This is a genomic window from Paenibacillus glacialis, assembly GCF_001637205.1.
Taxonomy (GTDB): Bacteria; Bacillota; Bacilli; order Paenibacillales; family Paenibacillaceae; genus Paenibacillus_AQ; species Paenibacillus_AQ glacialis.
This window is the reverse complement of sequence record NZ_LVJH01000027.1, coordinates 47,760-71,775: the sequence shown is the minus strand read 5'-3', so window position 1 is coordinate 71,775 and position 24,016 is coordinate 47,760. Positions and strand designations below refer to the sequence as shown.

Genomic DNA, 24,016 nt, shown 5'->3' with positions numbered 1-24,016 from the left:
GTGTAGAGAGTTTATGTAAGATTCGGTTCACCTTCTTTATCATGATCTTAAAAGGTAATCATAACCTGAAGTGGTGTTGATAATCTACTATGAAAAATGATTTATTTCCAATTAACTGTTAATTAGAACATTCATTCATATTTGATTTATGTATATAGAGATAGATATAATCAATTAGTATGTTGTAATAGAAGATGTTAAAGTGAGTTTAATTAAATTCTGATTAATTCGATGCGAATTATACAAATTTAATGAAAATTCAATAAATCTAAATGGAATGAGTTGAAATATATGAGTGAAATATACAGACTGGCAACGGTTGAGGATATTGAAAGACTTGTTTATGTAACTTATGAGGCTTACGTTACCATTCGTGAACTAGACCTCAAATGGCCTGCTGCACATGCTGACCATGATTTGATCGAAAACAATATACTTAAGAATGAGTGTTATGTCCTTGAGGTTGACGGAGAGATTAAGGCCACAGTAACTCTAAATAAGGGAAATGAGATTAAGTTCATCACCGATTTACCATTCATCATGTGGTTTGCAGTAGATCCTGCTGCCCAAGCGACAGGTATTGGCAGCAAACTACTCACATGGGTAGAGGAGACCATTATTCGAGATAAGCTTGGAGCATCAGCAGTCACACTTGCGACAGCAGAGAAACATCCGTGGCTTCTTCCCATGTATGAACGGAAAGGTTATGAGCGTATTAAGGCTTTCGATTCAGAAAAAGGGGATGGAACGATGCATCTTCTAAGAAAAATAGTAAATCCTTCTGGATTCGAAATATATCTTCAAGAGAAAGAGATCGAAAAAGAATCAGAACAAGAGCATTGATGGATCATTACCGTGAGCGTTTGTCTTATTACGGTCATGATCCCAAGAACGCCATTGTTGACTCAGGTGCAATCAGGTGCAAGTAGTCTATATCTTGCGAACACATCTGAAGAAGCCATTAAACGATTCCGTCCATATAATAATGCGTTTCAGGCAACAGAGCGGCACAGCACAACCAATTACCTTTTAAAGATTTAGCGGACAATATTGAGAATGGGCCCATATTGGTAGGTAATGCTGAACAGTCTAACCTTTCTAAGGAAGATATATACACAAATAGACACATGCCAGATCACTCTGGTATGTGTCTATTTGAAATGAGTTGATGGAGTGAATGGGTGAATAAAAGGTAGATTCGTACAAAGGATATTCAGCTAGGTTCACTCCTAAGTAAATGGAGCTGATTCCTCATACTTAGGTGAAAGCGAATGCTATCCATTATTTTTATATCATTAGATTGTACAACTTCAGCAATACATTTTTGTTTATCTTGATCAGGACAACGTAGAAATATCGTCATCCACAAGGTTTTATGGATATCATTAATCATGATTTATTCCTCCTTTAATGATTGAATGCGGTATTAAAAGAATATATTAATATTGTTAATAGAATATGATAATTTCGTTAAATTCGAATAAATTAGTTGGCGATATAGATACTAAATTACAGATGATATAATTGATTGTTCGCAAAATTATTACATTATTTTAACAAATATGAACACTTTTAGAAGTGTTTCCATGATAGACTGAAGTTGAATTACTAGTCTTTAATCATGGGAGGAATATGATGAGAAAGTTTACTAGATTCCAAGCCGGATTTGTGAAGTCAGCAATTGCAGTGTCTTTGGCGTTATCGTTTCAAGTAGGGTTGAATAGTGGTAATCCATCAGTATTCGCAGAGGGACCAACTGACGCGGCACCTTACATCCAAGCTAAAGTTGTCAATGAAAATGCAGGTAAGAAGGTTCTATTCGACAACACGCATGGACAGACAGCTGGGGCGGCCGACTGGGTCATTGATGGAGCCTTTTCAGATTTCGGAAATGCACTAGCGAACAATGGTTACGATGTGAAAGAACTTCGTAAAACAACCCCAATTACCTACAATGATTTGAAAGACTATGATGTGTTCGTCATTGCAGAAGCTAATATTCCCTTTAAACAAAGTGAACAAATTGCTATGGAACAATATGTGCAAGGCGGTAACAGTATCTTCTTCATAGGAGATCACTATAATGCAGATCGTAACAAGAATCGATGGGACGGATCAGAGGCGATGAATGGTTATCGTCGTGGTGCATGGGTCGATCCTGCCAAAGGAATGAGCACAGACGAACGTAATTCTGCAGCTATGCAGGGTGTTGTAAGTTCTGACTGGCTTGGGTCGAAGTTCGGTGTTCGTTTTCGCTATAATGCGTTAGGTGATATTACAGCGAATAATATCGTAGCACCTAACCAAGCCTTTGGAATTACGTCAGGTGTATCGACAGTTGCCATGCACGCTGGATCAACACTTGCGATAATGGACCCAACCATGGCCAAAGGAATTGTGTATCTTCCTAATACAAATCAAGCTTGGCCAAATGCTGTTGATCAAGGGGTATATAATGGTGGCGGAGTCGCCGAAGGTCCATATGCGGCTGTATCCAAAGTGGGGGCGGGGAAAGCTGCATTTATTGGAGATTCCTCACCAGTTGAAGATGCAACACCTAAATACCTACGTGAAGAAACAGGCACGAAAAAAACAACTTATGACGGTTTTAAAGAACAAAATGATGGTGTGTTATTGGTTAATATCGTTAACTGGTTATCCAAGAAAGAAAGTTATACAAATCTAAATCAGGTAAGCAACTTACAGCTTGATCAGAAGACCGTGTTGTTACCTATTGAAACGCCAGAGACTTCAACAGAACCTCAATCAGAACCATGGTCAGCACCTGCTGCTGGCTACAAATGGTGGGATAGTTCGACGTTTAAACCTGGATCTTATGGAAGTTCAACACCTAGTGCTGCTGTGACTTACAGCTTTGTACATCAAGCTCAACTTCCTAACGCCCAGGATTTCAAAATACGCGTAGTCGTCGACAACCTAGCAGCGAATACTACCGTGACAGGATTCAGTACTGGTATTTACCTGACAAGTGGTGGGACACAAGTGGCTAAGGTTCAAAATGAAGACGGTACTTGGCCATCCGCTTTTGCTTATAGTTCGACTTATAGCTTAACATCGAATGCAAATGGACGTGCCTATAAAGACCTTACGGTTAGAATTAAGCCTGGGACACTGGGTGCGGCTAATCTCAGACTGAGACAAAATGGTAACAATCTCCTCACTTCATCGGTCCAGTTAGCCAATGTTCCTGCTGAGGAACTACCGGCTGAAGGAAATCCAATTCCGAGCAAAATTACGCTTGCTGAAGCTCGTAATAAAGCTCTGGGAACAACCGTGACAGTCGAAGGTGTTGTTACGACTGAACCAGGTTCCTTTGGGGGTCAGGCATTTTATCTTCAAGATGAAACAGCAGGCATCTATGTTTTTCAACAACTAAGCGGATTTCATCAAGGCGATACTGTGAAAATAACAGCGCCACTTGCACTCTATAACACAGAACTTGAACTGATTGATCCCATTGCTATTGTTAAGACAGGAACAACTTCTCTTCCAGTTCCGCAAGTAGCAAGTGCGAATGATGCGAACCAAGGACAACTCGTACAACTTCGTGATGTTACGATTCGCAATATCATCGGTGCAACGCCTACGGGTTCTTTTGAATTCGATGCAGTTAACGGATCTGTAAGCACTCATGTAAGAGTAGACGTACGAACTGGCTTGAATTTAGCAGACTTTTCTTATAAAGAAGGACAAGTTGTTGATGTGACAGGGGTATCAGCAATCTTCAAAGGTGTATATCAATTAAAACCTAGAGGTAGCAGCGACTTCGCTAGTTCTGTTGTACCGATCGTACCCGTTACAACGGCTTCATTCTCCTCCGTACCTAATCTGAATGGTTGGTACAACAACGATGTAACACTTACATTGGCGGCAAAGGGGAGTCAAACGGATATCATTTCGACGAAATATACTATAAATGGTGGATCAGAAGTATCTTATACGGGGCCAATTAACTTCCAAACAGATGGAATTCATACGATTCAGTATTATTCCTCGACAGCTACTGGTCTAATTGAAGCGGTGCAGTCTTTGCAAGTGAAATTGGACAAGACAGCACCTTCAGTAACTGTCACTCAAAACGGTAAAGAGGTAACTGATGTAAAACTAGAGGATGTTCTGAAGTATGAGCTTGTAAGTACGGATTCGTTGTCTGGCCTATCAACACAAAAGTTATTATTAGATGGTAAAGAAATCAATAGTGGTGATGTAGTGAAAGCTGCAGACCTTGGTCTAGGTGTTCATACCATTCAATATATCGTGCTCGATCTAGCTGGCAATCAATCTGAGAGAAGTATTAACTTCAAAGTTAGTAATCCTCTAGCAACGGGGTTACCAGGTAAACCCGTATTATCCGATACGAGTGGAAATGTTAATGGATTTAAGAATGGTAATTACACGGTAACAATGGATTTATGGTGGGGCAATAACGGTAGTGAGTTCAAACTATATGAGAATGGTGTACTCATTAACACACAGAACTTAACAGATGCTTCGCCTTCTGCCCAAAGCGTAAAGACTGAAATAACGGGAAGAACCAATGGGACTTATAAGTATACTGCTGAATTAACGAATGCATTCGGCACAACGACAAGCAATGAACTCATTGTAACGATATCCGCAGCTACTCCTGCACAATCTGTGTTGTCTCACGATAATTGGGATGGAGACGGGAATTATAATGTTACGATGAACATGTGGTGGGGAACGAACGGTTCGGAATATCGACTATATGAGAATGGCGTATTAATCGATACTAAGAATCTCGTGGAGACAGCGTCAAGTGCGCAAAGTGCAGTGACAGCATTGTCAGGCAGAGCGCCAGGCAAGTATGAATATCGGAGCGAATTGATTAATGCTGCGGGAGCAACTTCAGGTAACACTATTACGATTAATGTCGTGAAATAAGAGACCGAATTAGCATTTCATCTCATATACAAAAAGAACCAGCCTAAACACAGAATTGTGTGATGAACTGGTTCTTTTGGATTAAACAATCGTTCGTTATAACATACCATTTATCAATGAATGATAAAGGAATAAACTAAATTAATTTAAAATTTAATAGAATATCGATCTTTTTATTAACAATATATGTTAATATAGTTATAGATATACAATCGAAAACTGACAACAGAATGAAAGGAGGAGCACTCGTTAATCGCAAAATAATTATATATTTTCTATATCAAAGGAGGAATAAAGATGTTGTTATTGAAAAGTAGGCCGCAACACTCGGTTTTCCGTATCCTGGTTTTATGCTTCATTCTGATGTTTTCGATTATTCCGATCGCCTCGGCGGCCGCGCCGGACCCAGTCACCAACCTTCATATTACCAGTACTAACCCAGTAACTCTCGAGTGGACGAATCCCACGACTGATTATGATTATGTTCGGGTTATTAAACTTAACAGAACCAATTTGGTTGAGGTATTCAAGAAACAATTGACAAAAGGAACCACCGTCTTGTGGGATAACACTACTGTGAGTTCTAATAAGCAATACTGGTATATCTTTCAAACGGTCAAAAATGGAGTATACTCCGAACAAGTAAAAGAGATAGTAAACTGATTTTCTGAGCAAGCAAGTATTCATTCTTGCTGGTGTGCTCTTGTAATAACGTAATGAGAGTCCGAATGGACTCTCATTTTTGTGCGACGGCAGTCACTTGAAATAAAACGGTTATATCATGGATGTCAATAGTCGAATTTATCTTTGATTTAACTCATGAACATTTTCTAGGTATAATAGATATTAACAATAGTAATTTAGGACATCATGAAGGGAGCCACAATGAATTGGATCGCTAAACAATCGTATTACAAAATTCATAGAAAAGTTACCAGTACCGAACAAATGACGGTAGTAAATGATCGCGATATGTATTTGTATGAAGATAAAGTAATGACTCAATATCAAGAGTTTCCCATAGAGGATGTATTTGACATGTCGTATAGAAATATCGGCGGCGAAGGAGGTTTCCTATATCTACACACCAAGCAAGGCGTATACCCTTACACGGTGAGAGCAGACCCAAGAGTATTTATTGATTCTTTTAAAGAGCTAAAATAAACGTGTGCGATAGCTTTTGGATTTTCCACCGTTAATTCATATATAAAACCAAGCGGAACTATGTATAATTAGAGGATACATAGTGGGACAAATAAAATAAGTGAGTTGGATAACAATGGATAGTGAGAAGCAACGCTTAAGTATTGAAGCGGCAAGACTATATTACCAGTCTGATTATAGTCAGCAACAGATTGCGAGCTTATTGGGTGTATCCCGGCCGACAGTTTCTAGATTACTACAGCATGCGAAAGAAAAAGGATATGTGAGAATTGATATTATTGACCCCCGAGAAGACTTGGATATATTAGCGAGTGAACTGAAGAATCGCTACCAATTAGATACGGTTCAGTTATGTTATTCACCACTCAATGAATATGAAGAAATCAAAAAACATATCAGCAAAAAAGCAGCTGAATTTATTCATGAGATCGTACAAGATGGAGATATTATCGGAGTTACGTGGGGAACAACCATGCATTCTGTAGCTCTTCATTTACAATCGAAACCACTGAAAGGCGTAGAAGTGGTCCAATTAAAGGGCGGAGTAAGTCATTCTCAAGTGAATACGTACGCTGCTGAAATCGTGAATTTATTCGCAGAGGCATTCCAGACGATTGCACGTTATTTACCTTTACCTGTTATTTTCGATAGTATCGAAGTAAAACGAATGGTAGAGGAAGACCGACACATTGGGCGGATCATTGAATTAGGTAGACAAGCGAATATTGCTGCTTTTACGGTTGGGACTGTACAGGAGAATGCGCTTCTATTCCGACTAGGTTATTTCAATGAACAAGAGAAGGAATTGCTCGGACGTACGGGGGCGGGAGATATTTGCTCGCGGTTCTTCAATACTGAAGGGGAAATATGTAGTGAGGCAATCAATAATCGTACGGTAGGAATTGATCTTTCTGAACTTAGAAAAAAAGAAAAATCTATTCTTATTGCAGGAGGGCAACGCAAAATTGAAGCTATTCAAGCTGCGCTTGCAGGTAAGTATGCGAACATATTAATTACGGATCAATTCACTGCTCAAACGTTGTTAAGATAAATCAGAGCAATGATTTTATTAAGTATAGGATGGAAATGAGCTTTTAATGCCAATTTTTACTGGTGTTGAAGGCTTGTTATATATTTGGGTAAGTAATAAGATAACCAAATGATAAAGGGATCAAGAAAAAAACTCTATTGAACATAATTTCAATAAGGTGTTTACAAATGTTCAACATGGTGGTATTGTAAACATGTACTTAAGGATTCGTATAAAAGAAGGGTGATGACGAAATGATTAACTTATCAGGAATGATCGATCATACGCTTTTACGTGCAGACGCAACAAAGAATGAAATTACAAAATTAACAGAAGAAGCTAAAAAATATGAATTTGCATCCGTATGTGTGAATCCAACATGGGTAGCTTATGCTGCTGAACAGTTGGCGAATAGCAAAGTGAATGTGTGTACGGTGATAGGATTTCCACTTGGAGCGAATACTAGTGCAACCAAAGCTTTTGAAGCAAGCAATGCCATTGAGTGTGGAGCGGATGAGGTTGATGTAGTTATTAACATCGCTGCTTTGAAAGACGGAGATTATGATTATGTTGTACAAGATATTAAAGGGGTCGTTGATGCCGCAACTGACAAAGCGCTTGTAAAAGTAATTATTGAAGCTTGTCTCTTGACGGATGAAGAAAAGAAATTGGCTTGTGAACTATCGGTTAAAGCTGGGGCTGAATTTGTTAAAACATCGACGGGATTCTCGACTGGAGGAGCAACGGTTGAGGATGTGGCTCTGATGCGCAAAACTGTAGGTGAAAATATCGGAGTTAAAGCTTCCGGAGGAGTTCGCAACCTTGAAGATATGGAAAAATTGATTGCGGCAGGTGCATCCAGAATCGGTGCTAGTTCAGGCGTGAAAATAATGGAAGGCGAGCAATCATCGTCGTCGTACTAATTATATTTGTATATCTGTGCTGCTCCATCATGGAGCAGCCTTACAGGGGGAATAACAATGAAGGAACAGTTGATTAAAGAAGCAATAGAGGCACGAAAGCATGCCCATATCCCATATTCCCATTTTGCAGTTGGAGCTGCTGTATTAACAGGAAGCAAGCGGATTTATACAGGATGTAATATTGAGAATGCTTCTTTTGGACTAACTAATTGTGCAGAACGTACAGCTATTTTTAAAGCAGTCTCAGAAGGAGAACATATTATTGAAGCCATTGCTGTGGTAGCAGATACAGAAGGTCCCGTTTCACCTTGTGGTGCCTGCCGGCAAGTATTGGCGGAGTTTTGTGATGAGAATACCAAGATTTATTTAACGAATCTGCATGGAAATACAGAAGAATGGACCATGGCACAGCTTTTGCCGGGAGCATTCCAATCTAAGGATATGAATAAATAATTTGGTTTTTTTGGTCAAATATGTAAGCGCTTCACACCATTTTAATGTAATATAACTCAATTATTTACTAGGAGAAATACACAACATGAGATACTTACTTGTTATACTTGGCATACTTATTGTTTTTGGGCTTTCGTACATCGGAAGCAACAATAAAAGGGATATCCGCTATCGACCATTGATTGTCATGATTATCTTACAGTTCATTTTAGCGGCTGTGTTATTAAATACAGTTGTGGGAGCTTACTTAATTAAAGGTGTTTCAAGTGTATTTGAGAAATTGTTGGAGTATGCAGCAGTTGGTGTTGACTTTGTATTTGGTGGGGTTCTTAACGAAGGGCAATTCTCGTTCTTTATATCGGTGTTATTGCCGATTGTGTTTATTTCAGCCCTCATTGGAATTTTGCAGTACATCAAAGTTTTACCCTTCATTATTAAATATATTGGTCTTGTTCTAAGCAAGGTGAATGGTATGGGTAAGTTGGAATCGTATAATGCGGTTGCTTCCGCTGTTTTGGGACAATCCGAGGTATTCATTTCTGTTAAAAAACAGATAGGTATGCTACCAAAACATCGGCTCTATACATTATGCGCCTCCGCAATGTCTACAGTATCCATGTCCATTGTAGGATCATATATGGCAATAATAGATGCCAAATATGTAGTAACGGCGCTTGTTCTTAACTTGTTTGGTGGATTTATTATTAGTTCTATCCTAAATCCTTATACCGTCGAGAAAGATGAGGATATTATAGAGATGCAGGCAGAAGAAAAACAATCGTTTTTTGAAATGCTTGGGGAATATATCATGGACGGCTTCAAAGTCGCTATTGTAGTAGCCGCGATGTTAATTGGTTTTGTGGCTTTAATCGCACTGATTAACGGGCTCTTTAGTGGCATCTTCGGAGTATCGTTTCAACAATTACTCGGTTACATTTTTGCGCCATTCGCTTTCATCATGGGTGTTCCATGGAAAGAAACAGTTGATGCGGGGAGTATTATGGCTACAAAAATGGTCTCCAATGAGTTCGTTGCCATGCTTGAGCTTGGTAAGTACACCGATCTATCCTCACGCACAGTTGGGATTATATCTGTATTCCTTGTTTCGTTCGCAAATTTCTCGTCCATCGGTATTATCGCCGGTGCAGTAAAAGGTCTAAGTGAGAAGCAAGGGAATGTTGTAGCACGTTTTGGTCTGAAATTACTATATGGAGCAACCTTAGTTAGCATTCTTTCTGCAACGGTTGCTGGGATATTTATTAAATAGGATAACAGAGACTCAGTTAAGAAAGGAAGGAATCAATGATGACAGCATTTAAACGGATTCACTTGATTGTTTTGGACTCGGTAGGAATCGGAGCAGCACCTGATGCAGCTCAATTTGATGATTTTGATGTTGATACTTTAGGACATATTGCCCGTGAATGTGGAGGGCTGAACATGCCGAATATGGCTAAACTTGGGTTATCTAATATTGAGGAGATCAAAGGGATTCCAATTGCCGAGCAACCACTCGCGTATTACACAAAGATGCAAGAAGTTTCTAGTGGTAAGGATACAATGACTGGACACTGGGAAATGATGGGTTTAAGAATTGATACGCCATTTCGTGTCTTTGAGAATGGCTTCCCTGTTGAGCTTATTTCTCAAATTGAAGAGAAAACTGGCCGCAAAGTTATTGGAAACAAGCCTGCGAGCGGAACGGAGATTATTGAAGAACTCGGTGAAGAGCATGTCAAGACAGGCGCTTTAATTGTCTATACTTCTGCCGATTCAGTGCTGCAAATCGCAGCACACGAAGACATCGTGCCACTGAAGGAATTATATGAGATTTGTGAATTTTGCAGAAAGATAACATTAGAAGATCCGTACATGTTAGGCAGAATTATCGCGAGACCCTTTATTGGTGAAATAGGAGAGTTCAAACGAACTTCCAACCGTCATGACTATGCCTTGAAACCGTTCAATCCCACGATCATGAATGCATTGAAAGATGCAGGTCATGATGTCATTGCCCTAGGGAAAATTTCAGATATATTTGACGGTGAAGGAGTAACCCAGGTCGTGCGTACGGATTCTAATTCAGATGGTATGGATAAATTTATTGCGACTTTCGATGAATCGTTCCATGGATTTAGCTTCTTAAATCTAGTTGATTTTGATGCATTATATGGACATCGTCGTGATCCCAAAGGGTATGGTCAAGCTTTAGAGGATTATGATACCCGCTTACCAGAAGTATTCGCCAAAATGACTGAGGATGACCTTCTAATCCTCACAGCAGATCATGGGAATGATCCGACCTATCGTGGAACGGACCATACTCGTGAATATGTTCCACTCTTGGTGTATTCTCCACGATTTAAACAAGGCGGTCAGGCACTATCTATACGGGAAACTTTTGCTGATATTGGCGCAACAATTGCCGAAAATTTCGAAGTTACGATGCCACAGCATGGTAAGAGCTTTTTATTAGATTTGAAATAAGTCATTAGATAGTACAATAAATAACGAACTGCGAGGAGAATATATGATGAGAATGGTTGATCTTATTGCAAAAAAACGTGACGGTAAAGAACTAACGACAGAGGAAATTAATTTCATTATTGAAGGTTATACGAACGATGAAATTCCAGATTATCAAGTTAGTGCTTTGGCGATGGCAATATTTTTCCAGGATATGACGGAGCGTGAACGGGCTGATTTGACAATGGCAATCGTGAATTCAGGGGATACGATTGACTTGTCCGCCATTGAAGGCGTGAAGGTAGATAAGCACTCCACAGGCGGAGTAGGCGATACAACTACTTTAGTTCTTGCTCCTCTTGTTGCTGCACTGGATATTCCGGTTGCGAAGATGTCAGGACGTGGGTTGGGTCATACAGGTGGTACGATCGATAAATTGGAAGCTATTGAAGGGTTCCATGTGGAGATTACTAAAGAGGAATTCATAAACTTGGTGAATAAGGATAAGATCGCTGTCATCGGTCAGTCTGGAAATCTTACACCTGCGGATAAGAAGTTGTATGCGCTACGTGATGTAACTGCGACGGTCGATTCGATTGCACTTATTGCTAGCTCCATTATGAGTAAGAAAATTGCTGCTGGAGCGGATGCCATTGTTCTGGATGTGAAAACAGGAGCAGGTGCATTTATGAAGACTGTAGATGATGCTAAAGAACTTGCTCATGCGATGGTTAGTATTGGTAATAATGTAGGTCGCAAGACGATGGCCGTTATTTCAGATATGAGTCAACCTCTTGGGTTAGCCATTGGTAACGCGCTTGAAGTGAAAGAAGCGATTGATACTTTGCAAGGGAAAGGTCCTAAAGACTTGGAAGAACTGTGCCTAGCTTTGGGGCGTCAAATGGTGTTTCTAGCGAATAAAGCAAGTTCACTTGAAGAAGCCGAAGAAATGTTGAAAGAAGTTATGCTAAATGGTAAAGCATTAGATAAATTCAAAGAATTTATCACCAACCAAGGTGGAGATGCGTCTGTAGTAGACCATCCGGAGAAATTGCCACAAGCGAAATATCTAATTGAAGTTCCTGCTAAAGTGAACGGCGTAGTAGCTGAAATTGTAGCGGATGAGATTGGTATCGCTGCGATGTTGTTAGGTGCTGGCAGAGCAACAAAAGAATCGGAAATCGATTTAGCCGTAGGTATTATGCTGAACAAAAAAGTTGGTGATCCTGTAAAAGCGGGAGAATCCCTTCTAACGATTCATTCAAACCGAGAAAATGTGAATGATGTCATAACGAAAATTTATGAAAATATTCGCATTGGTGACCATGCGGAACCACTTGTACTTATCTACGATATCGTAACGGAATAATAAAGAAACGCAGCCTAAACTATATATACAAGTAAAAACGTCTACGGCCAAGTGAATCTACTTCACTTGGTCGTATTTATATTGTATGAGCGTGAAGCGAGTATAAGCGAGAGTTAAATCGTCGCTTCAAGCCAATGAACAGTCTGTCTTATATCAATGGAGTATGTATGGTTAGCGATATAGTGATATAATCACGCTTGAGCGGATGAAGTGTTCACTCTGATATCCAACAACATTATTTTAAATATAATAGAGAGACTAGAGGGGTAAACTGACATGAGCGTTATTCGTTTGGAGAATGTAACTAAGAAATATGAAGATACACTGATTTTTCGGGATATATATTTTCGCGTAAGCAAAGGTGAACGTATAGGACTAATTGGGCGAAATGGTGCTGGGAAATCGACGGTATTTAAGCTGATTATGGGTAAAGAGGAGCCTACTGCTGGCAAAGTGGAATTGGATCCTCAAGTGAAGATCAGTTACTTCTCTCAATTCTCTGAATTAAATGGAGGGTTGTCTGTTCAGCAGGAGTTAGAATTATGCTTCGAGCAGGTTGCACTTATAGAACGGGAACTATCGGAAATAGGAGAAAACCTAGGTATAGTAACAGATGACGCTCAAATGGATCGACTATTAGAACGCCAAGCAGAGCTTTTTGAACAAATGGAGCATTTGGACGGTTGGAATGTATCTGTCGAGATTGATACTGTTCTAACGAAGTTGGGTTTCAATGAAAGATCGCGCAATCAACCCGTTGATGAGTTATCTGGAGGTTGGAGAAACCGTGCTGCACTAGCTAAAATGCTAATTGAGATGCCGGATGTCGTATTGCTTGATGAACCGACGAACTTTCTGGATATAGAAGGTATTGTGTGGCTAGAGCAGTGGTTACACCGCTTCAATGGGGCGATGATCTTGGTGTCGCATGATCGACAATTTATCGATAGAGTAGTTACGCGAACGATTGAAATCGAGAATTATCATTTTCAAGAATACGACGGTAATTATACGGATTACATACGGAAGAAGAAGATGCGTAAGAAAGTATTGGATCGCCAATTCGAATGGGAGGAAGAACTTCTCATTATGGAATCTGAGGCTATCGATAGTCGTTCGCAGAAAAAGACTTCCAAAGACCGACTCTCACGTAAACTTACTGATATGAAGAAGCGCGTTGATCCTCATCCTGTGAACGTACTTATCACAGACATTTATGAAAATTTACGGTTCCCAGACAAGTTGTGTGAAGTGAAAGGAATCGGACAGACATATGACGGACGCTCTATATTCGAGAACATCAGCTTTGACATTCAGAAGGAAGATCGTTTGGCCATAGTGGGTCCTAATGGAAGCGGGAAGTCGACACTTATTAAGGTTCTTACGGGTCAAGAGACACCAGAATCTGGAGAAGTGATTTGGGAGAAGGGTGTAAGCTACGCCTACTTCAATCGGATGTGGGACGAGCTTGACCGTAAAGATACCGTTAGCCATGCAGTAAACATCTCGGGACTTGGTTTAAATGCGACTCGGAAAAAAGTAAACAAATTCCTAACGATGCTTCAATTCTCGGAAATAGATCTAAGCAAAGTCATCGGTAGTCTATCAGGTGGGCAGCAAGCCCGAGTGGCGCTAGCCAAATGTCTCCTCTCAGGAGCTACGGTCATTATATTGGATGAACCTACTAATCACCTTGATCTAACAAGCATTCAAGTCATGGAGCAGGCACTTATTCATTTCCCTGGCGCTGTCATTACGGTAAGTCATGATCGATTCTTCATAGATAAAATAGCGACCAAGATGCTTACCTTCGATCCTATCTTGGGAATAAGTGAGGAGAACGTATAGATGAAACCCTTTGGATGGGAATTGAAAATGACTTTAAGTGCATTGTTGGTTAGCGTATTCCTTACATCATTAATTTGTGGACAACCCGTAAGTGCTCAATCACTGGTCGTACCTGAACTAAAGGTCGAGAAGAAAAACGCGTTACCTAAGGGATTTGTCTATTTAGATGACATCATTCCTTCTGCACACTATGACATAAGGTATTACGGAGAATATAATTTTGTAGGGAAAAGAATTGATGGGTACAAGGCACCTCTAGCGATCATGTCGCTAAAGGGAGCTACAGCACTAAAGAAAGTTAGCGATGAGTTGGAGAAGAAAGGGTATCTTCTACTAATATATGATGCTTATCGTCCGCAAAAAGGGGTCAATGATTTCGTAAGATGGTCAAAGGATGCAAAGGATACCAAGATGAAGAAAGAATTCTATCCGTTGCTCAATAAACGTAACTTGTTCAATATGGGGTTTATTTCCAGTAAATCAGGACATACAAGAGGCAGCACAGTTGACCTGTCTCTTGTTCACAAATCAACGGGTAAAGCAGTGGATATGGGAGGTCCATTTGATTTCTTTGGAGATATCTCTTATCACGGCACGAAGCTTATTAGCAAACAACAGACAGCTAATCGTAATTTACTTAAGAACGCTATGGTGAAGTATGGATTCAAGCCTTATAGCAAGGAATGGTGGCATTATTCATTAATGAATGAACCTTTTCCAAAGCAGTATTTCAATTTCGATGTGGAGTAACAAGGAGAGTGAATTATGAGAAAGCTATTGGTCGCAGACGATGACCCGAATATTCGGATGTTATTGAAACATGTTCTAACCAGTCATGGTTATGGTGTGATTGAGGCAATGGACGGAGAAGATGCAATAGATCAGTTAAAAGAATCAACGGTTGATCTAGCTATTGTAGATGTCATGATGCCGAATATAGATGGTCTCGAACTGTGTCAATACATTCGTGAAACCTATGATATTCCAATTATATTACTCACGGCACGTCAACAGTTAAGTGACAAGGAACAAGGGTATTTGCGAGGTACGGATGATTATGTAACGAAACCTTTCGAACCAGAGGAATTATTATTCCGTATTACAGCGTTATTTCGCCGTTATTCCATAGCGTCAGATGATAAGATTCGGTTGAATCGGCTCATGATTGATCGTAAGAATTATGAGATAACGGATGGACAACAAGTGCTACTGTTACCGGTGAAAGAATTTGAGTTATTGTCACAGTTAGCGCAATATCCGGGTCGATTATTCTCTCGTAGTGAATTGATTGAGCTCGTATGGGGAGCAGACTATGAAGGAGACGAACGAACGGTAGATGTTCACATCAAGCGTTTACGTGAGCGATTCCTAGATTACCAGGAAGACTTTATCATTCGAACGGTTCGAGGAATTGGGTATAAGGTAGAGGTAATCACCTCATGAAGTCATTGTATGTAAGAATGTGCCTCATTTTTTGTTCCGTTATTCTCGTAAGTAGTGTTCTGGGATTTCTAGTATCTAATGTGCATTATCACACCAAGCTTAAGCCATTAAATGATGCAAAATTGACTCAAATGGCTCTTCAACTGAAGGGATTTAACGAATCACATCCGGAGTCGATTGAAGCGTATTTACAAAGCGTAGCTTCTTTGGGATACAAAATATACTTAAGTAATGGTAAAGGAGACGAAAGATTCTTCGGAAGACCCTTTAGTAAAGTGGAGTTAATAGAAGGAGAATTCCAAAAAGTATTAGATGGACAGATATACCATGGTGTTGGAGATTTTCCGAACGAGGCATTTATTACAGGTTTCTTTGACAATCAATTACGAAATAGCATAGGTGTCCCACTTGATATGAATGGGGAACGGTATGCCTTGTTTATGCGTCCCGATGTGGAAGTGCAATTTGGTGAACTACGTATATTTATTGCAATGCTCATTGGAGTCACCCTATTGTTCTGTTTAGGCTTCGTATTGATCACAGCACTCCACATTGTTAGACCGATTACTCGACTAACAGGGGCAACCAAGAAGATTGTTAAAGGAAGCTATGATATTAAACTGAATACTTCGAGGCGGGATGAAATTGGTCAACTAGCTTCTCACTTCATGACAATGAGTCAAGAGCTTGAACGGACCAATCGAGCTAGACAAGAATTTGTCGCTAACGTTTCTCATGAAATCGAATCTCCTCTGACCTCTATACAGGGGTTCGCTAATACCCTTAAGGATTCATCGCTACCTGAAGATCAACAAGAGCATTACCTCTCTATTATTGAAGAAGAGTGTCGCCGTCTATCCTTACTTAGCAAGCAATTACTCACCTTATCTTCTTTGGATTATGACCACAAATCATTACAGGTGAAATCGTTCGACTTGCGCTCTCAATTACGTCAAGTTGTTCAAATCATGGAGTGGAAATTAACAGATAAGCAATTGGCACTTCGGTTGAGACTACCAGATGTTTCTATTCAGGGTGATGCAGACTTGTTATATCAGGTGTGGATGAATCTAATATCCAATGCTATCAAACATACACCCGAAGGTGGGACCATTACAATTTCAGCGAATATTGACAGTGGAAATTGTGTGATAACGGTATCTGATACGGGTGAAGGTATTCATGCTGAAGACCTACCGATGATATTTGATCGATTCTATAAAGTAGATCGGGCACGAACTCGAGAAACCCATAGTACCGGTCTAGGGCTTTCGATTGCTCAGAAAATTATACATTCGCATAAAGGAACCATTGAAGTCTCAAGTATAATTGGAGAAGGAACGACTTTTAAGGTTTCAGTTCCATATCTGTAATTATTCCCAGCATAATGGTTTTTTCAATTGGAGATTATACTTCTTGGGGAAGAAAACAAACACTAGGAGGGTTACCATTGAAAAAGATCTCAGTTGCTATTATGTCTGCCTGTTTGTTGCTTTCCAGTGTTTCCGCAGTAAGTGCAGCTCCGGTGAATGAGAAAAAAGTGCATGAGGAAAAGATCCATTCCAAAATGATTCACAAAGAAAAAGCAAAAGAAAAAATTCATGAAAAAAAACTTCATAAAAAGAGTCTTCACAAAAAGAATATTAAATTAAAAAGCATGAAGACTAAAGCAACAAAAATGCCGAAGTCAGGGTATGGCGGCGCAAGCGAGCAAACAGAATAGGGAGGACGAAGGAGGGTTCCCCCCTCTTTCTATTCTTAAATTATGAAAACATGGCGATGGATATATGTTCTTCTAACATTCGCAATTTTTACAGTGAATTGTGATCCTAATCCTAATTCTATTCAGTTAGAGACAAATCAAGGGAAACGAAGTTACGATAAAAAATTATCAGACGCTCCTGAAATAATAAAACCACATAGACCACTGGCTCCACCATTAAAACCTTTTATGCCAACGCAACTTATTATTCCATCCATCCATGTATTCTCCAAGATAAAACCAGTGGGTGTTCTTGCTAACGGTCAAATGGACGTTCCACAATCCACGGATCTCGTTGGTATATTACATCCGGGTGTTCTAGCAGGTGCAAAGGGAAACTTGATTATGGATGGGCATGTTGACAGTTATACAGGTCCTGCAGTTTTGTTCGATTTAAAAAAGTTGAAACCCAGAGATATTATTATTGTTCGGGATAACTTGGATCGTCAGTTAACTTATAGGGTCGAGTCCGTTGAATCATTTATTACCTCAGAAGCTCCCATAGAAAGAATCTTTGGGGAGACAGATGAAATAAGACTGAATCTCATTACTTGTACTGGAACATACAGCCGGAAGAAAAAAGAACATCAAAAAAGACTTATCGTTTTTGCGAAGCTGGATGGTGAAAGATGAGCATTTTTAGAAAAGCTATATTAGTCTTGATATTGATCTGTTCAGCTTTATTCTTCAATCTAATGGGAAATGCTAATGCTAATGATGAGAACCCAAAGGAAGAATTAGAAATTGAAGCGGTACTAAATCATATATTTCACCTTAGAGTCGAAGTAATGATTAATCAGAATATACATGAGTTAGACGCACATTACTTAACAAAGCAACAAGTAAGTAGATATGCCTATCAACATGAGAAGAACAGGGTAAACTATCTCAACGAATGGGCTAAAAAACGATCAATAACACTGGTTGATGCCAAAAGTGACATTCGTTTGGTACGTGTTACAAAAAAAGCGGACAAAGCTATTATCTCGCTGATTCAATCACTTCAAATTAGTTATGATTACCCCAATAAGATTGTTCCAACACAATCCTTTGGAGTGGGAACTAGGCACTTTATTACACTTCATAGGGTCAATGGGAAATGGATGATATACAAAGAATGGTACTTGGATCCTCTCGATGAGAATCCTAATAAAATTGCAAAGACTCCCAATGGAATGGCTCCATCCATTAAATCTCCTCGAGAAGTATCCAAAAGTAATAAATATAACCGTTCACGTGCCATTAGTTATGCTAATAAATATGCGGGGGTTGCTTGGGGAGCTGGCAACAACCATCGTTACAATAATAAATATAGGGATTACACTAGCAAGGGTGGAGATTGTACGAATTTCGCTTCTCAAGTTATGGGAGATAAGGAAGCTGGCGGATTACCTTTGACTAATATTTGGCGTTACGATAAAAGGTCTGGAGGCTCGGAGAGATGGATTAGAACAGACTCCTTTAGTAATTTCATCCTACGTAGTGGTTACGGAGAATCTGTTTCTTTAGGAGATTTTGAGCATATTATTTCTCCAACTCCAAAGTATCCTGATGGAGCTCTATCACATATCCAAGCGGGTGACCTTATTGGATATATAATACAAGGAAACGATGTCGATCATTTTTCAATTGTTGTTGGTTATGATGCATACGGATACCCTATTGTAAATTCACACACGGCAGATCGTTATCGCGTCCCATTCGATTTAGGTTGGGATCAGAATACGAAATATATACTGATCCACATCAAAGATTAAATAAATTGTGGGCTTGTCAGCATAATGGTTGTTCAATATCATAAAATAGAGATAAATGATATGGATGGTTATGCTGGGAGGAATTATGAAACAGTCCCACTTATTGAAGCAATCTACCATCAGGGTCGGTGCGATGATTATTGTCAAACTGTTTGGTCTGATCGGTCGTGTAATCTTAACAAGACTTGTGGGTGCCGAAGGCATCGGATTGTATTCAATAGCCTACTCCTTTTATGGATTTTTAGTTATGATTTCAGGGGGATTACCCACGGCCTTGGCTATTATAACGGCAAAAAAATCAGTTTTCGGTTGGCACTTTCTCAAAATAACATCTTTTTATATTGTGCTGTCAGGCAGTATTATCAGCTTGACAGTTTTTTGGAATTCTACTCAAATAGCCGAACTTTTAGGGAATTCCAAATTGGAATATGCTCTTCGTAGCCTCGCTCCAGCTATATTGGCAGCCCCATTATTAGGATTATTGAGAGGTTATTTGCAAGGCTTGGAGAAATTCAGTATTATTGCAGCTTCGGAAGTGTTTGAACAAGGATGTCGGATTCTTTGCATGTTGTTGCTAGTCTATCATTTAATGCCAATGGGAATAGACAGGGCGGTAGGAGGAGGGATTTATGCAACTTTTATAGGAGCTTTTATCTCTTTTGCTATGTTAGCCACTTTCATATCCATCGACAAGAAAAAGTTAGTTCACTCTCCGAATGAATCGCCTACTTTGCCGTTTGTCTGGTTTCTAAGGACATCCGTTATTATCTCTTTCACGCGTTTACTTATTCCAGCATCTGAATTCATTGATGCTATACTTATCCCTAGTAGATTAATTTCGGCTGGATATACTTCTTCGGAAGCTGTATCTATGTTCGGTATTATAAGTGGTATGGCGACTGTTATTGCCTATACACCTACTCTTGTGACAGGAGCTCTGAGCCATACAACAACCATCCGAATCGCAGCATACTGGCAGAAAGGGAATCATGATGAATTCCATCGTCTATCAAGACTTTCTTTTACAATAGGATGGTTATGGGGATTAATCTCAGGAACATTTTTGTTTGTTTATGCTAAAGAACTTTCATTATTCATATTCAATACCGAAGATGCCTATCTTTCGATAAAATGCTTGTCATTGATTCCTCTGATCGTCGGATTTCGCGAAATATCGACCAGCATATTATGGTCACAGGATGTTAAAAAGATACCTTTTTGGGGTCTGTGCGTAGGGATTTGTTGTTCTACACTTGTCCAATACTTCCTCATAGGAATTCATGGATTAGGTTTTATTGGCGCAGCAACAGGAATTCTTTCGATGGAGATCATATCCTCTGCTTGGAACCTCAGAGCATTAAACATCGGAAAGGGTGTATTCATCAGAATGATCCCTTTCATTATTCTAGATACTGTGGCTATATGTGGCGCCATGTCGTTGATATACCTATTTGTCCATTCATTTCAAGACACACTGCTAGATATAACGAGATTTCTAATGAGTGGATGTTTATTCGGTCTAATGTCAGGGCTATATATGTATCTTCGTTGCGTCGCGTTTCCTAAAAATACATAAATACTAGTCGCCTTATTTGTAATTTGTTATTCATACTCCGTTCATTTTCGCCTTCTAAAATGAACCTATAGAGAGTTTAGAAGGAGTGATTACATGTTTCTATCATTAAGAGAACTACGCCATTCAAAAGCTAGATACGCGCTTATTATGGTTATTATGTTGTTGGTTTCTTTTCTTGTGTTGTTCGTAACAGGCTTGGCTAAGGGATTAGCTTATGCCAACATATCAGCGATTGAGAATCAATCAACGAATTATTATGTTGTTCAGGGAGATGCTGAACATAAATTCAGACGTTCGCAGCTGAATGAATCGAATCTGAAAGATGTTCGATCCATTGTTGGAAATGACAATGCAACACCACTAAATATTCAGATGAGTACAATCACAGCCACAGATCTTGATATGAAGGCTGATGTAACTTTCTTTGCAGTTGATATGACAGGTCCAATTGCACCTAAGGTTGTAGCAGGAGATGCGATTACAAATGATACGTTAGGTAGTGTCATTGTTGATCGGAAGCTGGAAGAGTCGGGAATCAAGATTGGAAGTGTTATAAGCGATCAGCAGACTGGAATGACTTTGAAAGTTGCTGGCTTTGTAGAAGACAATTCCTACAGTCATACGCCCGTCGTGTATATGAATCAACAGGATTGGTTGGAAATGATGCAAGGCGATGGCGTTAAGGGTGAAACTGTACGTCTAACATCATTTAATGTCATTGCCGTTCATGCAACAGCCGACCAAGCGACAAGCTTACAAGAAGGGCTGACTGGCGTGGATGTCATTACACAGAAAGAAGCCATTGCTAGTATTCCTGGATACTCCGAGGAACAGGGTTCGTTACTTATGATGATTGCTTTCTTATTCGTAATTTCTGCAGTAGTTCTAGCTGTCTTCTTCTACGTCATAACAATTCAGAAGACAAGTCAGTTCGGGATCTTAAAAGCAATGGGAACGAAGACGTCTTACTTAGCGTGGAGTGTCCTTGGACAAGTGTTGATTTTATCTGTCACAAGTCTTGTAATAAGTCTATTGATGATAGGCGGAATGACAATGGTTCTTCCAGAGTCGATGCCGTTCCAATTGAGCACACCTACCCTGATATTAACCAGTTCATTGTTTGTAGGTATGTCGTTAATTGGATCACTTATATCTGTATTGAAAGTAGCCAAAGTTGATGCGTTAGAAGCGATTGGGAGGGTTGGAGCATGACAACAGCTAAATTAGTAATGACTCAAGTGACTAAAACCTTCGGAGACGGTGATTCAACGCTGTCTGTGTTAAATAAATTAGATTTTACGGTAAATGAAGGAGAATTCGTTGCTATTCTAGGACCATCGGGTTCTGGTAAGAGTACATTTCTTTCAACAGCGGGAGCGCTTCTGAGTCCATCAAGTGGGGAAATACTTATCGATGGAGAATCGATTGCAGATTTAAATAAGGCCGAACTGACAGAATTCCGGTTGCACAAAATAGGTTTTATGTTTCAAAATGCTCAGTTACTTCCTTATTTAAAAGTGGAAGAACAGCTATTATTTGTTGCTGGAATCGCAAAACTAAGTTCAAGTGAAGCCAAGAAACGCTCAGCATATTTATTGAAACGTCTAGGCATATGGGAACGCCGTAATCATTATCCTGAGAAATTATCTGGTGGTGAGAAGCAGCGTGTTGCGATTGCGAGAGCATGGATGAACAATCCTGCTATTCTATTCGCAGATGAGCCCACAGCAAGCCTTGATTTCAAACGTGGTAAGGAAGTTGTGCAAATGTTGGCTGACGAAGTGAAGAGAGAAGGGAAAGCGGCCGTCATGGTAACGCATGATGAACGAATGCTGGAATGGTGTGATCGTGTACTTTATTTGCAGGATGGTGTTCTGGTAAGCCCATTGTAAACATGTTTTAGATTAGGTTGGTCTATTTGTGATTCATAAGTTAATGGAGTTATTGGATGTGATTCCAGAAGAATCCTTAGATTTCACCGTAGAGAATAATATGGTTAATATTAGGAAACAGTATAGGCATATTGGGAACGCGCTCGCAACGAAGTTATCCCGGTGAACATCCCAAGTATCAATACAAGAAAGCCACTTCGGAAAGCATCCGAATGGCTTTTTCGTTTTGTACGAATTTAACTTGGCTAACCTGGATTAACTTATCTAGAATTTCTTTTTTTAGGCAATGACGTGCGGTTAAGCAATATAGGTTTTCCTTTTGGCAGCTTTCCAGCAGATTTCATAGGGATTTTACGCAGTCTAGACTTTACTTTTGTAGGCAATACCATGATGTTATCACCCGAAGTAGATTTTCTTTGTCCGACACTTGAAGTCAAGCTGATTGTCTGGTCCAGTCTGTACCAGCTCACATTAATCTTCTTAAACTTTACAGTAGTGCAGACATTGCAGCCAGTGTCCCAGCACCACGTGAACTTATTTTCAGGGACTTGGGTAGGATACTCTCCCGACCACTCGCTAGATGAATTATAGGCGTAGTAATAGAAAGTGCGTCCACCCGCGTATCCGCTCCAAACCTGCCCTTTCTGCCCAGGGGCCAAACGGAACCAACCAAGTTTAGTCCATTTTGTGTCTCCGTCGGTACAGGTGGGATCGTAGTAGGCGTAGGCAACATATGCGGTTGAGTTGGAAAGGTTACGGAAATAAAGACCCATTGTCATCACTCCTTCTTAGATGGATAATACTTACTTTGCCGATGTCCGTTTTTGTGTTATTTCCCTCTTGATTTTAATGGCAAAGATGAACGATTCGTCATAGCTGATCTGCCTTTAAGCCGTCTTGCCGACATGGACATAGGAACTCCACGCCAAACCTTTTTGTCAGCATTACGTTTTGAAGGCAATTCCATGCGCATATTGCCCATTTTCAATTTTCTTTGGCTGCTGCTAGAGATCAGATTGAGAATAGAGTCCGGACTATGAAAAAATTGTCTCATTCCAACCCTTCTACTATTCGTTGTTCCTAAATCCCAGCACCAGCGGAATTCCTGATTAGACACTTGGGTAAAGTACTGCCCACCCCATACAATCCCAGCCAAATTGTAGGCGTAGTAATAAAAGTATGCATTTACATACCCTGGAAAAAGTCGTATCGTTTGTCCAGGACTAATACGGAACCAGCCTCGTTTTTCGTAGTTGACCGGTTTACATAGTCTATTCTCGTAGGCGTAAACTAGATAAACGGTTGAGTTCGTGCTATTGCGAATATTGAGGTAAGAAACCGTCTGGCTCATCGTCCACACTCCAATCTATTAAAGTTAACCTTTCGGTTATGATTTATAGTATGTGA

23 protein-coding genes and 1 pseudogene are annotated in these 24,016 nt (G+C 39.8%); 21 read left to right on the top strand and 3 right to left on the bottom strand.

Going from position 1 to position 24,016, the window contains the following annotated elements; all coding sequences use genetic code 11:
- The first annotated feature begins 291 nt into the window (after positions 1-291).
- Together PGLA_RS15450 and PGLA_RS29050 are read left to right on the top strand one after the other, a co-directional pair.
- Positions 292-843: a GNAT family N-acetyltransferase gene (locus PGLA_RS15450; protein WP_068534265.1), complete on the top strand. Its 552-nt coding sequence runs from the start codon at positions 292-294 to the stop codon at positions 841-843.
- A pseudogene (locus tag PGLA_RS29050) lies at positions 834-1,088 on the top strand (LLM class flavin-dependent oxidoreductase); the annotation flags it as partial. The gene PGLA_RS15450 and the pseudogene PGLA_RS29050, both read left to right, overlap by 10 nt.
- Positions 1,089-1,213: 125 nt before the next feature.
- Here the strand turns inward: PGLA_RS29050 and PGLA_RS15445 are convergent.
- Positions 1,214-1,393, bottom strand: a complete 180-nt coding sequence (locus PGLA_RS15445; protein ID WP_068534264.1) for a hypothetical protein — start codon at positions 1,391-1,393, stop codon at positions 1,214-1,216.
- A 239-nt stretch (positions 1,394-1,632) separates the two neighbouring features.
- Between PGLA_RS15445 and PGLA_RS15440 the strand changes: the two genes are divergently transcribed.
- The 19 genes from PGLA_RS15440 to PGLA_RS28070 all read left to right on the top strand — a co-directional run bounded on the left by PGLA_RS15440 (position 1,633) and on the right by PGLA_RS28070 (position 22,775).
- On the top strand, positions 1,633-4,926 hold the full coding sequence (locus tag PGLA_RS15440; protein WP_068534262.1) for an endonuclease: 3,294 nt from the start codon (positions 1,633-1,635) through the stop codon (positions 4,924-4,926).
- Between the two features lie 885 nt (positions 4,927-5,811).
- On the top strand, positions 5,812-6,090 hold the full coding sequence (locus PGLA_RS15430) for a hypothetical protein (RefSeq protein ID WP_068534259.1): 279 nt from the start codon (positions 5,812-5,814) through the stop codon (positions 6,088-6,090).
- Between the two features lie 115 nt (positions 6,091-6,205).
- On the top strand, positions 6,206-7,141 hold the full coding sequence (locus PGLA_RS15425) for a DNA-binding transcriptional repressor DeoR (protein ID WP_068534257.1): 936 nt from the start codon (positions 6,206-6,208) through the stop codon (positions 7,139-7,141).
- Between the two features lie 233 nt (positions 7,142-7,374).
- Complete coding sequence (deoC, locus tag PGLA_RS15420; protein WP_425415390.1) at positions 7,375-8,043, top strand: deoxyribose-phosphate aldolase; 669 nt, start codon at positions 7,375-7,377, stop codon at positions 8,041-8,043.
- Positions 8,044-8,100: 57 nt separating this feature from the next.
- Positions 8,101-8,496 (top strand): cytidine deaminase, encoded by a 396-nt coding sequence (locus tag PGLA_RS15415; protein WP_068534255.1) that lies wholly within the window; start codon positions 8,101-8,103, stop codon positions 8,494-8,496.
- A gap of 85 nt (positions 8,497-8,581) precedes the next feature.
- Positions 8,582-9,763: a NupC/NupG family nucleoside CNT transporter gene (locus PGLA_RS15410; RefSeq protein ID WP_068534254.1), complete on the top strand. Its 1,182-nt coding sequence runs from the start codon at positions 8,582-8,584 to the stop codon at positions 9,761-9,763.
- A gap of 38 nt (positions 9,764-9,801) precedes the next feature.
- Positions 9,802-10,983 carry a phosphopentomutase gene (deoB, locus tag PGLA_RS15405; protein ID WP_068534429.1) on the top strand — a complete coding sequence of 394 codons (1,182 nt, stop codon included), beginning with the start codon at positions 9,802-9,804 and terminating at the stop codon, positions 10,981-10,983.
- 46 nt (positions 10,984-11,029) lie between these two features.
- Positions 11,030-12,331 (top strand): pyrimidine-nucleoside phosphorylase, encoded by a 1,302-nt coding sequence (locus PGLA_RS15400; RefSeq protein WP_068534253.1) that lies wholly within the window; start codon positions 11,030-11,032, stop codon positions 12,329-12,331.
- Between the two features lie 276 nt (positions 12,332-12,607).
- A complete protein-coding gene (locus tag PGLA_RS15395; RefSeq protein ID WP_068534252.1) occupies positions 12,608-14,179 on the top strand; it encodes an ABC-F family ATP-binding cassette domain-containing protein in 1,572 nt (523 codons plus the stop codon).
- Complete coding sequence (locus PGLA_RS27490; RefSeq protein ID WP_211269556.1) at positions 14,180-14,929, top strand: M15 family metallopeptidase; 750 nt, start codon at positions 14,180-14,182, stop codon at positions 14,927-14,929.
- 15 nt (positions 14,930-14,944) lie between these two features.
- Positions 14,945-15,622: a response regulator transcription factor gene (locus tag PGLA_RS27485; protein ID WP_068534251.1), complete on the top strand. Its 678-nt coding sequence runs from the start codon at positions 14,945-14,947 to the stop codon at positions 15,620-15,622.
- Positions 15,619-16,995, top strand: coding sequence for a sensor histidine kinase (locus PGLA_RS15380; protein ID WP_068534249.1), 1,377 nt, complete (start codon positions 15,619-15,621; stop codon positions 16,993-16,995). The genes PGLA_RS27485 and PGLA_RS15380 overlap by 4 nt, the downstream gene beginning before the upstream one ends.
- Positions 16,996-17,072: 77 nt before the next feature.
- A complete protein-coding gene (locus tag PGLA_RS15375; RefSeq protein ID WP_068534245.1) occupies positions 17,073-17,345 on the top strand; it encodes a hypothetical protein in 273 nt (90 codons plus the stop codon).
- A 42-nt stretch (positions 17,346-17,387) separates the two neighbouring features.
- On the top strand, positions 17,388-18,017 hold the full coding sequence (locus PGLA_RS15370; RefSeq protein ID WP_068534243.1) for a class F sortase: 630 nt from the start codon (positions 17,388-17,390) through the stop codon (positions 18,015-18,017).
- Positions 18,014-19,141: an amidase domain-containing protein gene (locus PGLA_RS15365; RefSeq protein WP_068534241.1), complete on the top strand. Its 1,128-nt coding sequence runs from the start codon at positions 18,014-18,016 to the stop codon at positions 19,139-19,141. Before PGLA_RS15370 ends, PGLA_RS15365 begins: the two co-directional genes overlap by 4 nt.
- Before the next feature lie 85 nt (positions 19,142-19,226).
- On the top strand, positions 19,227-20,717 hold the full coding sequence (locus PGLA_RS15360) for an oligosaccharide flippase family protein (RefSeq protein ID WP_068534239.1): 1,491 nt from the start codon (positions 19,227-19,229) through the stop codon (positions 20,715-20,717).
- A gap of 93 nt (positions 20,718-20,810) precedes the next feature.
- Entirely contained in the window at positions 20,811-21,929 is a 1,119-nt protein-coding gene (locus PGLA_RS15355; RefSeq protein ID WP_068534237.1) for an ABC transporter permease, read from the top strand.
- The gene (locus tag PGLA_RS15350) at positions 21,926-22,609 is read left to right on the top strand and encodes an ABC transporter ATP-binding protein (RefSeq protein WP_068534233.1); all 684 of its coding nucleotides are present in this window, start codon (positions 21,926-21,928) and stop codon (positions 22,607-22,609) included. Before PGLA_RS15355 ends, PGLA_RS15350 begins: the two co-directional genes overlap by 4 nt.
- A 28-nt stretch (positions 22,610-22,637) precedes the next feature.
- Positions 22,638-22,775 (top strand): hypothetical protein, encoded by a 138-nt coding sequence (locus PGLA_RS28070; protein WP_161487924.1) that lies wholly within the window; start codon positions 22,638-22,640, stop codon positions 22,773-22,775.
- Between the two features lie 94 nt (positions 22,776-22,869).
- Here PGLA_RS28070 and PGLA_RS29790 read toward each other — a convergent pair whose 3' ends face one another.
- Together PGLA_RS29790 and PGLA_RS15340 are read right to left on the bottom strand one after the other, a co-directional pair.
- Complete coding sequence (locus PGLA_RS29790; protein WP_068534231.1) at positions 22,870-23,382, bottom strand: DUF1036 domain-containing protein; 513 nt, start codon at positions 23,380-23,382, stop codon at positions 22,870-22,872.
- A 56-nt stretch (positions 23,383-23,438) separates the two neighbouring features.
- On the bottom strand, positions 23,439-23,960 hold the full coding sequence (locus PGLA_RS15340) for a DUF1036 domain-containing protein (RefSeq protein ID WP_068534229.1): 522 nt from the start codon (positions 23,958-23,960) through the stop codon (positions 23,439-23,441).
- Between the last annotated feature and the right edge of the window lie 56 nt (positions 23,961-24,016).